Below are 12,643 nucleotides of genomic sequence, written 5' to 3'. Positions count from 1 at the left end.
GCAGAGCTGATTTCGTTAGTTAGCCAGCAGCAGGGAACCAGTAACGCTCATTTGAGCACTATCCGCGCCAGTTTGCCTTCTCGCACCCGAAATAACGCCGGTTTGTGCATTCCTATTGTGGAGGAACCCGACAGTATGCAGTAATCTCCGTAAGCTTCGTTTCGCCGACTGATTGAAAGCTGCGTTCAAAAAGTCAACGGCCGATCGCCGTTTAATCGATATAAACATATTCTCCGATTGCCGGAAGCCGGGATGAACCACTTTTTATCGATTAAGTCCGCAATCAGCCGGCTGCCTTTCGTTCTGCCTATCCCAAGATAATGGAACAGCTCGCCTGGCGCCACCTTGCCGTTTTGCCGATACGCAAGCCGGATTGCCTCCTTCTCCAGAATGGACAAGTTTTCTCCGGTGCGGTTACGATCCCCGAACAGTTTGCCGAAGAGCTGCTGCAGCAATTGTTGGCAGTGTCGAGGCCGCTCCTTTACGTCGTCGTATGTAAATCGGATTACGATCCAGCCGTCGATCACCAGATGATTTTGCCGGGTCAGTTCGTCGGAAAATTGTCTGCGGTCGGCATCCCGGCGATGCGGTCCATATCCGTCGATTTCGATGCACACCTTCGCTCCTTCCCGGATATAGGCGAAGTCCAGATAGCGGGAACCATCTTTGAAGTCGGACACTTCATATTCCGGATGCAGCCGGTCATAGCTTGTAAAGGCTGGCCACCAAACCGATTCGGCAAACAGCTTCTCGGCATGGCCGTGTCCTTCCTTCAAACGTCGAAGCCTCTCGCCCTTTCGATTCCCGGCATGTTCCCGGGTCCATATTTCGTATGCCGATCCGCTTACCATATTGAAACTCCTCCTCCTCGAATGTATCAATAAACAAACCGCAAAAAACAAAAAAGCACCCTTTCAATTAGAAGGATGCTTTCCTTGTCGGTTTGCTTGTACAGCTTAAGCGCGCGAAATGTATTTGCCGTCGCTCGTGCTGATCAGAAGCGTGTCGTTTTCGTTGATGAAAAGCGGCACTTGCACGTTCAGGCCGGTTTCGACCTTCGCGTTCTTCGTAGCGCCCGTAGCCGTATTGCCTTTGATGCCCGGCTCCGTCTCGATTACTTTCAGATCGACGCTGTTCGGCAGGTTGATGCCGAGAATTTCGCCGTGATAGCTGACGATGTTGATCGTCATGTTTTCTTTCAGGAAATTCAACTCCCATTCGAGCTGGGATGCCGGAAGCGTAATTTGGTCGTAGGTTTCGTTATCCATGAACGTATGCTCTTGGCCGCTTGCATACAAATATTGCATGGCTCGGTTCTCCACATGGGCACGGCCTACGTCTTCGCCGGCACGGAACGTTCTTTCCACCGTATTGCCGTTGCGCAAGTTTTTCAGCTTCGAACGGACGAAGGCTGCGCCTTTCCCGGGTTTTACGTGTTGGAAATCAATTACGGTAAAAATATCGTTCTCCACCTCGATGGTCAAGCCAGTGCGAAAATCGTTAACAGAAATCACAATCGTTTCCTCCTAAATAGTTCTGGATCGGTCCTATCTAAAAAAAGATTCACTAATCGATGATAATAAAGTCTTTTGTCGATTGTGTCAATCTTTGGACTCCCGTGTTCGTTACGACAACGTCGTCCTCGATCCGGACGCCGCCGAATCCGGGCAAGTAGATGCCGGGTTCGACCGTGACGGTCATTCCCGGGGTCAGCACGGTCTCGCTCTGCATCGAAAGTCTGGGCGCTTCGTGGACCTCCATGCCCAGTCCGTGGCCGGTGCTATGGCCGAAATGATCCCCGAAGCCGTGGCGCTTAATGATATCGCGGGTCAGCGCATCCGCTTCCTTGCCGGTCATACCGGGCCGCATATGCTCGAGCGCATTCAATTGCGCCTCCAGCACGATATCGTAAATTTGCCGGTGCTTTTCGGTCGGCTTGCCCAGCATGACGGTACGCGTAATATCGGAGCAATATCCTTTATAATAAGCGCCGAAATCGAACTTTACAAATTCCCCGGACTTCAGCACCCGGTCGCTCGCTTTACCGTGCGGCAGCGCGGATCGTTCTCCGGAGGCGACGATCGTTTCGAACGATACCCCGGAAGCGCCATGCTGGCGCATAAAAAACTCGATTGTCAAGGCGACGTCATTTTCCGTTATCCCCGGCTTAAGCGTCGTCAGCAGATGGGCGAACGTCTTGTCGGCCAACTCCGCCGCTTCCCTCATGACCTTCAGTTCCGATTCGTCCTTCACCATCCTAAGAAGCTCCACCAACGAATCGGTTGGCACGAGCCGGATGTCCGCCAAATCGGCCGCATAAGATACGTATGAAGCATAAGTAATATGCTGCTGCTCGAAGCCCAGCTCCCTGACGCCTGCCCGGTTCAGCAGCTCCCTGACCGTCGCGGATACTTTAGGCTGATGCTCGACGACTTCGAAATGCTTCGCTTGAGCGGGCGCTTGCGCCATATACCGGAAATCGGTCAGCAAGTACGCCTTGTCGGCCGTAATGAGCAAATACCCGGACGACCCTGTAAACCCGGACAAATACTTCCGGTTATGTTCTCCGGTGATGAACAGCGCCTCCAGCTTCCTTTCGAGCATAAGCTTTCGCAATCGGGACAGTCTGGCTTGTTCCATCAGGAGCTCCCCTTTTCTTCAAGGTGACGGTGCAGCGCCAACAATCCCAACTCGTAGCTGGCAGCCCCGAATCCGGCTATTTGGCCGACGGCTACGGGAGCGATGACCGACACGTGCCGAAACGGCTCTCTTTTATGAATATTGGACAAGTGGACTTCCACCGTCGGCAGCATAACGGTAGATATCGCGTCACGAAGCGCGTAGCTGTAATGAGTAAAGGCGCCCGGATTGATCAGGATCCCGTCCTTCGTCCCGAACGCGCCGTGAATCCGGTCGATCAGCACGCCCTCATGGTTGGACTGATGAAACTCCAGGTTAACGCCGATCGGTCCGGCCAATCCGGCAAGCCGCTCTTCGATGGCGGCCAACGTTACCGTCCCGTATATGCCGGGCTCCCGGATACCGAGCATATTCAAGTTGGGGCCGTGCAGAACCAATATATTGTACAATCTAACCACCACCCCGAATCGGAAGAATCGAACCGAAGCCATTTTACCATAAGTTTCCCCGCTTTGAGAACTTTTTTTTGGAATGGCACGGTTCGACAACCTGGACTGTTTGCATAAATAAACTTATGCAGCCGCCTAGCATTAAAATTTGCTATTGCCAGGGAGGCAAAAGCTCGACAGTCTCTAGGTCGTTACGGAAGGCTCCCTTTCCCGTTCATCGGTAAATTCGAACGAGATCGAAAATCCGATGAACAACCCCCACAGCAAAAATAAACAGGCGTCTGTTACGATCGTATTCCATTCGTACCGGTATATCCATTTCATCATGCCGGTCGACGGTCCAACGAGCAAGTACAGCAAAGCCCACCACGCCGCTCCGTAAGCAAGCCCCGTCCAATGCCCCACGACCTTGCGAAACAGCGCCGCGTAAAGCAAAGCGGCGGCGATCGAAAATACGATGAAGGCCAGCCATCCCATCCAAAAACCGGCGGTCGTATTCATGAAAGACGGCGCGAAAAACGGTTTGGCCATAAATGTTGCCGGTATTTTCGTAAACTTGAAATAGGTTTCGACCGCTTTGACCGCTCCCCAGATCAGCCCCGCGAAAAATCCGATCTGCAGCGCAAATGACCACACGCCCGTAGGCTCCTTCCGCTCTGGGCCCATTGCTCGTTGATCCATGACTTTTCGTCCTTTCATTGCCAAAGTTAGCTTTAGTATGCGCATTTCGGGGTGAACTAAACGAGTGGCGTTCCGCGCCGGAATTCGTTACAATGAATATATACGAAATCCATTCTCAGTCGAAGGAGGGTGACCTCATTGTCTCAAAATCAGGCCGTTTACGGCGGTCAGGCGGTTATGGAAGGCGTCATGATGGCCGGCAAAACCGTCAATGTAACTGCGGTTCGCCGTAAAAACAATCAAATCGAATTTTTCGAGGTGCCCCGCAAAGATATTTCTTGGGTGAGCAACCTCAAAAAAATCCCGCTGCTTCGCGGCATTGTAGCCATTATCGAATCGAGCGCCAAAGGCGCGCAGCATCTGAACTTCTCCGCGGAAAAATATGCCGAGGACGAGGGCGGAGCCGAAGAGCAGCCTTCCAAAAAACAAGGCGGATTCGGCAATGTTTCCATGATTCTCGGTGTTGCCGTCGTAGGCGTCTTATCGTTTCTGTTCGGTAAATTCGTGTTCACGCTCGTACCGGCCTTTATCGAGCAGCTGTTGTTTCAGAACTTGTTCGAGAATCAGATTTTGCACAATTTGCTGGAAGGCGTCATCAAAATCGTTTTGCTGCTCGGGTATATTTACTTTATCTCGCTGACGCCATTGATCAAGCGGCTGTTCCAATACCACGGCGCCGAGCATAAGGTAATCAGCGCCTACGAAGCGGGCAAAGAGCTGACCGTCTCCAACGTACAGAAATTCAATACTTTGCATTACCGGTGCGGCAGCAGCTTTATCGTATTTACCGTCCTCGTCGGAGTGATCGTATACTCGTTTTTCGAATACGATAACTTATGGGAGCGTTTGTTGCTTAGGATCTTGCTGCTGCCGCTCGTCATCGGTCTCTCGTACGAAGTACTCCGATTGACGAACTCGGTAAGGGAAACGCCGGTGCTGCGCTATCTCGGCTACCCCGGATTGTGGCTGCAAAAGCTGACGACCAAGGAGCCGGACGACTCGCAGGTGGAAGTATCGATCGCCTCGTTCGAACGGATGCTGGAAATCGAACGGGAATTGCTGCAACACCGGAATGCGGCCAATGCAGGACAGGCGGTTTAGGAGATAGGCATATACGCTGAAAGGGGGAAGCTGCATTTGAAACGGCGCATACATCCGCTTTTTATTCTCATTCTCGTCTTGATGGCTATCGGCATCTTTAGCACGATGATGTCCAACCCGTTTAATCTGATCATCGCGATCGTTATATTCGGAGGCATATTCGTCCTCTATAAATATCCGCCTGCCCGTTGGCGCAAATCGAAGCAGCGCAAATCGTCACCCTCTTCTGCCGGAAAGAAAACGAAAGAAAAACGGAAAAACATCCCGTTTCGCGTCATTCAAGGAAACAAGCGGGATGACGACGAGCCGCCGGAGAAGCCATATACGTATCATTGACCATAATGAAGACCCGGGATATCGATCCCGGGTCTACTTTTTCGACAACATTATTTTGTTTAAGCCGGTCGTCCCTTCTGACCATCCCGAATAAGATGATTGAACGTTTGGATATAGTGCTGGTGCGACCATTTTTGGAAATAAGCTTTGGCTGCCGCATATCCCGCGTTGAACAGCTCCAAGCTTTTCTCGGGCTTAATATCGAAGTCGGTCAGCCTTACGCCCAGCGTCGGGATTTTGATCGTACGGAACCGGTTTTTCTCTTCGATGTACCGTTCATCGTGCGCTTCCATCATAGTCGCAAATAGTGCCTGAAACATCGACAACGGTCCGACAATGGTACGGGGGCTGTTCGATTGCTTCCCTACAAGGTGGAATCCGAGTGTGGGAATTAGCTCGCTCTCCGGTATTTTGCCGTTCTCCTCGTCATAGATCCAGAGCGGGAAATTGCTTAACAGCCCTCCGTCGACGATATAAATGAACTGATCGGCGAAGGATTCCCCCTTTTTGCGTACCTTTGGCGTTTTCCGCAAGACGACGGGGTCGAAGAAATAAGGGATGCTCGTGCTCATCCGGACCGCTTTCGCGACAGGCAGCTGCTCCGGATCGATTCCGTATTGGGCGATGTCGTCGGGAAGCACAAGCAGCTTTCCCTGCGAGATGTCCGATGCGATGATTTTCAGTTTTCCTTTGGGCAAATCGGCGAAGGTTCGCACTCCTTTTGCAGCGAGCTTCTCCGCGATCCATAACTCGAGACGCTGACCCGAGTAAAGACCCTTTTTGATCAATATTCGCGCGGCGGGCCCGACGATCGGCAGCTGATGCAGCCAGGAACGGGTCAGAAAGTCCGTAAAGGGCGTCTCCAATATAATTTTCTTCAGCTCGTCGGCCGTATATCCGGCAGCCAACAACGACGCCACAATCGCACCTGAGGAGGTGCCGGCGACATGACGAAATTTGACTCCGTACTCCTCTGCCGCCTTAATCGCTCCGACGAGCGCAATCGCTTTGACGCCCCCTCCTTCGAACACACCGTTGACGATCATGGTTGTCACCCTTCCGCAGCCGTCTTTAGCGATTAACTACTAAAGAACTGTATGCGGTACCGGTTTGTTCGTATGACACCCTCGGCTCCATAGCGGCATAAATGCGAAAACGCCCCGTTTGCCCCGCCTTGCGGGACACTCGGAGCGTTTAATCAATCGGTTATTCCGATTCCAGCTCGTTGCGAATATTCATCAATTCCGTTACGCGTTCCGGTTGCCGTTGGAAATACTCGACGAGCACTTCGATGCAGGTGATCGAATCCCAGCTCAGATGATGCTCGATTCCTTCGACATCCTTATAAATGTTCTCCTCCTGAACGCCGATCAGTTGGAGGAAGCTTTCCAGCAAATGATGCCGGTCGACGAGTCGTTTCCCCATCTTTTTCCCTTTGGAAGTAAGGACAAGTCCGCGATATCGTTCGTAAATCAAGTAATTGTCTTTATCCAGCTTCTGAATCATTTTCGTAACGGACGAGGGATGAACTTCAAGCCCTTCGGCAATGTCGGACACTCTGGCATATCCTTTTTCGTCGATCAGCTTGTAAATCTTCTCCAGATAGTCCTCCATGCTCGGTGTCGCTGCCAAAAAGACCCCTCCTCGGTTCCGGTTTGCCAAACCTTATTAATGATACACCGATTAACCGGACAAAGCAAGTTTACCCAGTTAACCGATATAAGAACCGATAATAAGGAGGCCATTGACGTCCGGAGGAACGGTGCCGCGGCATGCGACATCGATTAAACGAGCCGCGCTTGACTGCCTCCGCCGATTTCGACGATTTTGCCATTCGCCGAAATCCAAACCGGACGGGCCGACGGGTTATACACGAACGAACGCGAGGCGGAAAATTGCAGACGCTGAAACGCTTTGAAATAATCGACGATTTCGATATTTGTCGCATACCAAATGTCGGTTTGACGGCCGGCCCTCTCGCAAAATGCCTCGATCACGTCCCAATTGTTGTCGTTGTCGAACTCGTAGCTGTGGCCCCACACGTACATCATGTACAAATACTGGACTTTTTGCAAGGATAGGAAGTTGTCGGCCACGCCAATCAGGTTTTGCTTGTGATGACACGTTGGTCTCCATTCGTACCAATCGTCGGGTATGGCGAAGCCGCCCGTGCTGTGCGTAACTCTGGAATATTCGATTCCCATGTAAGGGAGCATCTCTTTAATCAGCTTGTTGTATGAGCCGTTCGGATAGGACAGTCCTCTCACCGTATAGCCGGCAATGCTCTCCAAGCCTTTCCGGTCTTCCATAATTTCGTCGACGATTTGCTCCTTGGGGCATCTGGCAATGGTCGGATGATTCACCGTGTGGGCGGATATTTCGTGCCCCTCGTAAAGCGAAGAGATATCTTCCTGCGGGATTCTGTCGTTCGATCCGAACAAACCGGAATTCAGGTGGAATGTACCTCTGATTCCGTGGCTGTTCATGATTTCCACCAATCTCCGGTCGGCATTTCTGCCGTCGTCGTAGCTTAATGTCAGCACTTTGAACTTGCCTTCGGGGAACGTCATTAACACTTTCGTCATCTGAACTACACCTCAATCGGATATCGGCACCGGATATGCCAAGTTTAATAGACCGTCGTACGACTTATGACTTTATCATTCTATCATAACGAGCGATTGAGTTGGTACAATTTAGTAGACGCTCGGAAGCCAAATTTGCCGATCACTGTTATGTCTCGGACAAGACTCGAAGCATACGCCCAAGGGAACACTATGGCGAATCCGACTACATTCATTCCTGCAAAGGAGATGACTCCTTGACCACCGAGCTGCTGTCCCCTCCGGTCAAAACGAAAAATACGCTTCAATTCGTCCCGGAACTCGTCTATTTCGAACCGGATTCCTTGCATTATCCGAAAGGCCGGCGCATCCATGAATGGGCCGTCTCGCTGGGGCTGCCCATTCGCATGACAAGCTCGCACAACCGGATTACCGGCTTTCCCGGAGATAGCGATTCGGAAAAGTACAAAATCGCCAAACGGACGCTCGTCGTAGGCGTGCGGAAAACGTTAAAATTCGATACGTCCAAGCCTTCGGCGGAGTATGCCATTCCGATCGCGACAGGCTGCATGGGGCATTGCCATTATTGTTATCTTCAGACGACTCTGGGGGCCAAGCCGTATATTCGCGTATACGTCAATATGGACGACGTTCTGGACGCGGCTCGGGGATATATTACGGAGCGGGAGCCAGAGGTTACGCGTTTCGAAGCCGCATGTACGTCAGACCCGGTCGGCTTGGAGCATATTACCGGATCGTTGAAGGAACTGATCGAATTCATGGGCGAACAGCCGCTGGGACGGCTCCGGTTCGTCACCAAATTTCATCACGTCGATTCGCTGCTGGATGCGAGGCATAACGGAAATACGCGGTTCCGCTTCAGCGTGAATGCCGATTATGTCATTCGCCATTTCGAACCGGCCACCTCGACTTTTGCCGAACGAATCGAAGCTGCCGGCAAAGTGGCGAGAGCGGGATATCCGCTCGGATTTATTATCGCCCCGATCATATGGCACGACGGCTGGGAGGATGGCTACAGCGCCTTGCTGGAGAAGCTGAGGGCCGCCGTACCGGAGGAAGCGTCGGACGGGCTGACGTTCGAGCTGATCCAGCACCGGTTTACGAAGACGGCCAAAACCGTCATCCTCCAGCGCTATCCGAAAACGAAGCTGGAGATGGACGAGGCGAAGCGCAAATACAAATGGGGACGCTGGGGTCAGGGCAAATACGTGTATCCCGACGAACAGGCTCACGCTTTACGCGAATTTATTACCGAGCGCATATTCGAGCAATTTCCGCAAGCCAAAATCGAATACTTCACTTAGCGCGCAATTGAAAAAAACCGCTCGCTACCGAGCGGTTTTCCCCGATTAAAACTTCAGCCAATCCGGCGTCCGTTCCTGCAGCCAGATCGTAATCAAAATCATTTTATCGAAATAAAGCAGCGCGGCCATCAAGATCATCAATCCTCCGCCTATTTTCATGAGCAGCGAAGAATAACGGACGATCCACTTCGTAGAGCCGATAAAGAAGGCAAGTATGAAAAACGGGATCGCGAACCCGACGGAATAAGCGGTCGTCAATTGAAACCATGTGCCCGGCTCCGTAGCCGCGAGCAGCAAAATCGACGAGAGGATCGGACCGACGCAAGGCGACCAGCCTGCGGCAAAGCCCATTCCTACGACCAAAGAGCCAAGGTATCCGGCCGGCTTCGATTTCACTTGCAGCTTCCGTTCCCGCATCAGCCATTGCGGTTGGAACACGCCGATCAGAAACAAGCCCATGACGAAGATGAGAATGGCCGACAGCTGGCGAATGATATCCCGGTAGTCGTTGAACCAGTCGGCTACAAGCCCGACCCCGAACCCGAGCGAATAGAAGATGATCGAAAACCCGAGTATAAAAAACAGCGTATGCCCCGTCGTGGCCAGCCGCACTTCCTTCTTCGTCCGGTCTTCCTTAAGCCTCTGTACGGAAATACCGGTTATGTAGGACAAATAAGAAGGATACAGCGGCAGGCAGCAGGGCGATATAAATGAAGCGAATCCGGCCCACAGCGCGATCCAAATGTTGACTTGAGTCAAGCCGTCCCCTCCTCTTCAAGCAATTGTACGACTACACTTTGGCGCCGCTGCGCCCCCGCACGAGCAGCGTGACGATCAGCAGAGCGATCAGCATCAGCACGACGGTTGCGCCGGGTGCCCAGTTCCAAACGCCGGCCGCGACAAGTCCGCCCACAACGGCAATCTCCGAATACACGAGCGCGATCCATACCGAATGCCGGAAGCTTTTGGCCACAGCCAAGCTGCATGCGACCGGAACCGTCAAAAGCGCGGATACGAGCAAGGCTCCGACGATTTTGATGGCCACGCCGATCACCAGCGCCGTCAGTATGGTCGTCAGCAGGTTCAATGCGCGAAGCGGTATTCCACTCACGGCCGCCGCGTCCTCATCGAACATGATCAGAAACATTTCCTTGAAAAAAACGATCAGCATGCACATCACGACCAGCGTCACGGCCAGTACGAGCCACAAATCGGTCCAGCTGAGCGTATAAATGCTGCCGAACAAATAGCTGGTTACGTCCATGTTGAACCCTCTGCCCAACGTAAACAAAAACGTGGCCAGCGCCACTCCCCCGGACATAATGATGGCAATGGACAATTCCGCATACGTCTTGTACGCTCTGCGGAGCCGTTCGATCGCGAACGAGGCGAGAATGGAGAACAACAATCCTACTGCCAGAGGATACACGCCGAGCAGGAAGCCCAACGCGACGCCGGCGATCGAGACGTGGGCCAGCGTATCGCCGATCATCGACAACCGTCTGAGAACCAGAAAAACGCCCAAAAGCGGCGCCATTCCCCCGATCAGAATACCTCCAATCAATGCCCGTTGAAAAAAGTATTCCGAAAAAATATCCAATAGTATTCTTCTCCCTTATCGTGCCGTTAACGGTTCGGGTTCATCGGCAAGCCGAAGGTCGCGTAGGCTGTGCGCCAGGTTTGTCTCGGCGCAATTGTCAAGCTCGTGCGAATGCTTGACGAAAAATTTCAACTTTCCGCTAGCGTGGGCCGGCTCATAACCGAGATACGCATTCATCATATCGAGATCGTGCGATACCATCAGAAATGTGATATTATGCCGCTGATGCATATGCCGGATCATATGAAAGAAGCTTTCCTGCGTCTCCGAATCGATGCCGACCGTCGGCTCGTCAAGGATGAGCAGCTCCGGACTGTTCACCAGCGCCCGGGCGAGGAATACGCGCTGCTGCTGTCCGCCCGACAATCGGCCTATACGGCGATCGGCAAGCTCCTCGATGCGCAGCGCGTGCAGCGCATCGTCGCATTTTTTCAAATCGTCGCGATTTATCCGCTTGAACAGCTTCTTGCGTCCGTATAAGCCGGATAACACGACTTCCCGGACGGTAGCGGGAAATAGCGGGTTGAACGCGTTCTTCTGCGGAACATACCCGATCCGCTCCCAATCGCGAAACTGCGGCAGCGGCGTTCCGAACAAGCGAACCTCTCCCTGATCCGGCTTCAGCAAGCCGACGATCATCTTGAGCAGGGTCGTTTTGCCGGCTCCGTTCGAACCGATCAGGCCGACGAAATCACGCTGCAAAATGTCGAAGTTCAACCGATCGATAACGGTCCGCTGCTCGTACTGAAATGAAACGTTCTGCATAGAAACGACCGGCAGGTGACAATGTTCTCCCGCCGGTCGGGTCGATTGCTGCATGGATGGCTCTCCATTCGCGCTTGAAATGGTCATGTACTCCTTCTTTATTGTAATGCTTTCAATAAATTTTGCAAATTGTTCTCCATAACCGTCACGTAATTGTCACCGGCCTTCGCCTGCTCCTGAGTGAGACCTTCGAGAGGGTTGAGCACGAGCGTTTCGATTCCCGCGTCCTTCGCCAATGTTTTGGCCATTCTGTCGGACACGAGCTCCTCGAAGAAAATATATTTGACCTGATTGTCTCTAACGAATTTATTGATCTCTTTCAAGTCTTGCGCCGTCGGCTCCGAATCGGCGGACAGTCCCATAATCGGCATTTGCGTCAATCCGTAGTCGCGGCACAAATAGCCGAACGCCTGATGGGATACGACAATTTCCTTTTTCGGCGCCTTCGCGAGCGATTGCGTAAACTTGGCGTCGAGGTCGGACAGCTGCTTCCGGAGCGTCTCGTAGTTCGCTTCGTAGTACGATTTATTCGCCGCATCGGCTTGAACGAGTCCGTTCTTGATGTTTTCAGCCATTTTCAGCGCCGATTTCGGACTTACCCATACGTGCGGGTCGACGTCCGAATCGTCTTCCCCGTGTCCGTGTTCATCCTTGCCCTTCGTTTTCTTCTCGTCGTGGCCATGGTCGTCTTCATGTGCGGCCCCGTGGAGCAGTGCGATGCCTTGGCTCGCCTCGATGACCGATACGCCGGAATCTTTCTTCAAGCTGTCTAGAAAATCGTGAACCCAGCCTTCGAATCCGGCGCCGTTATAGACGAACAGCTGCGCCTTGCTCATATTTTTCAAATCGCGGCTTTTCGGCGACCAATCGTGCGGCTCCACCCCGGCCGGGACCAAATTGATCACGTTCGCTTTATCGCCGCCGATTCGGCTCGCGAAGTCGTAAAGGGCATAAAACGTAGTAACGACATTGACTTTTCCGTCGGATAACGTTACATTCGACTTGCCGCCGCAGCCTGTCATAACGGCCGCCAGCACCAGCATAACAATGAGAGAGACGATTAAGCGGACCTTGCTTCGGTTCTTGTTCTTCATATTGGTTACTCCCCTCCAGGCAAACCGGTGAAACGAATTTGTAAATCGTAACTATTTCTATTTACAAATGTGATTATAAAATTCCACC

The 12,643-nt window shown here is 52.4% G+C and carries 15 protein-coding genes; 3 read left to right on the top strand and 12 right to left on the bottom strand.

What is annotated here, in order from left to right; all coding sequences use genetic code 11:
* Window positions 1-185: 185 nt before the first annotated feature.
* The 5 genes from FE784_RS05005 to FE784_RS04985 all read right to left on the bottom strand — a co-directional run bounded on the left by FE784_RS05005 (window position 186) and on the right by FE784_RS04985 (window position 3,770).
* A complete protein-coding gene (locus FE784_RS05005; protein WP_139601032.1) occupies window positions 186-851 on the bottom strand; it encodes a DNA-binding response regulator in 666 nt (221 codons plus the stop codon).
* A gap of 105 nt (window positions 852-956) precedes the next feature.
* Window positions 957-1,514 carry an elongation factor P gene (efp, locus tag FE784_RS05000; RefSeq protein WP_139601031.1) on the bottom strand — a complete coding sequence of 186 codons (558 nt, stop codon included), beginning with the start codon at window positions 1,512-1,514 and terminating at the stop codon, window positions 957-959.
* 52 nt (window positions 1,515-1,566) lie between these two features.
* Complete coding sequence (locus FE784_RS04995) at window positions 1,567-2,640, bottom strand: M24 family metallopeptidase (protein ID WP_139601030.1); 1,074 nt, start codon at window positions 2,638-2,640, stop codon at window positions 1,567-1,569.
* Entirely contained in the window at window positions 2,640-3,089 is a 450-nt protein-coding gene (gene aroQ, locus FE784_RS04990) for a type II 3-dehydroquinate dehydratase (RefSeq protein ID WP_139601029.1), read from the bottom strand. Before aroQ ends, FE784_RS04995 begins: the two co-directional genes overlap by 1 nt.
* A gap of 183 nt (window positions 3,090-3,272) precedes the next feature.
* Window positions 3,273-3,770, bottom strand: a complete 498-nt coding sequence (locus FE784_RS04985) for a YqhR family membrane protein (RefSeq protein WP_139601028.1) — start codon at window positions 3,768-3,770, stop codon at window positions 3,273-3,275.
* Between the two features lie 177 nt (window positions 3,771-3,947).
* On the opposite strand from FE784_RS04985, the gene FE784_RS04980 reads away from it, so the two are divergent.
* The gene (locus FE784_RS04980; protein ID WP_139601195.1) at window positions 3,948-4,871 is read left to right on the top strand and encodes a DUF1385 domain-containing protein; all 924 of its coding nucleotides are present in this window, start codon (window positions 3,948-3,950) and stop codon (window positions 4,869-4,871) included.
* A 36-nt stretch (window positions 4,872-4,907) separates the two neighbouring features.
* Window positions 4,908-5,207 carry a hypothetical protein gene (locus FE784_RS04975; protein ID WP_246131909.1) on the top strand — a complete coding sequence of 100 codons (300 nt, stop codon included), beginning with the start codon at window positions 4,908-4,910 and terminating at the stop codon, window positions 5,205-5,207.
* A 59-nt stretch (window positions 5,208-5,266) separates the two neighbouring features.
* On the opposite strand, the gene FE784_RS04970 is transcribed toward FE784_RS04975, so the two are convergent.
* From FE784_RS04970 to FE784_RS04960, 3 genes are all read right to left on the bottom strand, one after another.
* The gene (locus FE784_RS04970) at window positions 5,267-6,253 is read right to left on the bottom strand and encodes a patatin-like phospholipase family protein (RefSeq protein WP_139601027.1); all 987 of its coding nucleotides are present in this window, start codon (window positions 6,251-6,253) and stop codon (window positions 5,267-5,269) included.
* Between the two features lie 160 nt (window positions 6,254-6,413).
* Entirely contained in the window at window positions 6,414-6,821 is a 408-nt protein-coding gene (gene mntR, locus FE784_RS04965) for a transcriptional regulator MntR (protein ID WP_139601193.1), read from the bottom strand.
* 170 nt (window positions 6,822-6,991) lie between these two features.
* A complete protein-coding gene (locus FE784_RS04960) occupies window positions 6,992-7,792 on the bottom strand; it encodes a polysaccharide deacetylase family protein (protein WP_139601026.1) in 801 nt (266 codons plus the stop codon).
* Window positions 7,793-8,028: 236 nt separating this feature from the next.
* Between FE784_RS04960 and splB the strand changes: the two genes are divergently transcribed.
* Entirely contained in the window at window positions 8,029-9,096 is a 1,068-nt protein-coding gene (gene splB, locus FE784_RS04955; protein WP_139601025.1) for a spore photoproduct lyase, read from the top strand.
* Between the two features lie 45 nt (window positions 9,097-9,141).
* Here the strand turns inward: splB and FE784_RS04950 are convergent, their stop codons facing one another.
* The 4 genes from FE784_RS04950 to FE784_RS04935 form a co-directional block, all read right to left on the bottom strand.
* The gene (locus FE784_RS04950; RefSeq protein WP_139601024.1) at window positions 9,142-9,855 is read right to left on the bottom strand and encodes a cytochrome c biogenesis CcdA family protein; all 714 of its coding nucleotides are present in this window, start codon (window positions 9,853-9,855) and stop codon (window positions 9,142-9,144) included.
* Window positions 9,856-9,886: 31 nt separating this feature from the next.
* A complete protein-coding gene (locus FE784_RS04945; protein WP_139601023.1) occupies window positions 9,887-10,696 on the bottom strand; it encodes a metal ABC transporter permease in 810 nt (269 codons plus the stop codon).
* Window positions 10,697-10,711: 15 nt separating this feature from the next.
* A complete protein-coding gene (locus FE784_RS04940) occupies window positions 10,712-11,461 on the bottom strand; it encodes a metal ABC transporter ATP-binding protein (RefSeq protein WP_425465531.1) in 750 nt (249 codons plus the stop codon).
* A 98-nt stretch (window positions 11,462-11,559) separates the two neighbouring features.
* Window positions 11,560-12,555: a metal ABC transporter substrate-binding protein gene (locus FE784_RS04935; protein ID WP_218103749.1), complete on the bottom strand. Its 996-nt coding sequence runs from the start codon at window positions 12,553-12,555 to the stop codon at window positions 11,560-11,562.
* Window positions 12,556-12,643 lie beyond the last annotated feature (88 nt).

The organism is Paenibacillus hemerocallicola, from assembly GCF_006265175.1.
GTDB classification, from domain to species: Bacteria; Bacillota; Bacilli; order Paenibacillales; family NBRC-103111; genus Paenibacillus_AB; species Paenibacillus_AB hemerocallicola.
Note: the sequence above shows the minus strand (reverse complement) of the source record. Positions and strands in the feature narration are given on the sequence as shown.

Excerpts from the sequence above, each read along its gene's own strand:
- FE784_RS04935 (WP_218103749.1), bottom strand. The coding sequence starts at position 12,555 with ATGAAGAACAAGAACCGAAGCAAGGTCCGCTTAATCGTCTCTCTCATT.
- FE784_RS04960 (WP_139601026.1), bottom strand. The coding sequence starts at position 7,792 with ATGACGAAAGTGTTAATGACGTTCCCCGAAGGCAAGTTCAAAGTGCTG.
- FE784_RS04940 (WP_425465531.1), bottom strand. The coding sequence starts at position 11,461 with ATGCAGAACGTTTCATTTCAGTACGAGCAGCGGACCGTTATCGATCGG.
- FE784_RS04985 (WP_139601028.1), bottom strand. The coding sequence starts at position 3,770 with ATGGATCAACGAGCAATGGGCCCAGAGCGGAAGGAGCCTACGGGCGTG.
- FE784_RS05005 (WP_139601032.1), bottom strand. The coding sequence starts at position 851 with ATGGTAAGCGGATCGGCATACGAAATATGGACCCGGGAACATGCCGGG.
- FE784_RS04995 (WP_139601030.1), bottom strand. The coding sequence starts at position 2,640 with ATGGAACAAGCCAGACTGTCCCGATTGCGAAAGCTTATGCTCGAAAGG.
- FE784_RS04980 (WP_139601195.1), top strand. The coding sequence starts at position 3,948 with ATGGAAGGCGTCATGATGGCCGGCAAAACCGTCAATGTAACTGCGGTT.
- mntR (WP_139601193.1), bottom strand. The coding sequence starts at position 6,821 with ATGGAGGACTATCTGGAGAAGATTTACAAGCTGATCGACGAAAAAGGA.
- FE784_RS04970 (WP_139601027.1), bottom strand. The coding sequence starts at position 6,253 with ATGATCGTCAACGGTGTGTTCGAAGGAGGGGGCGTCAAAGCGATTGCG.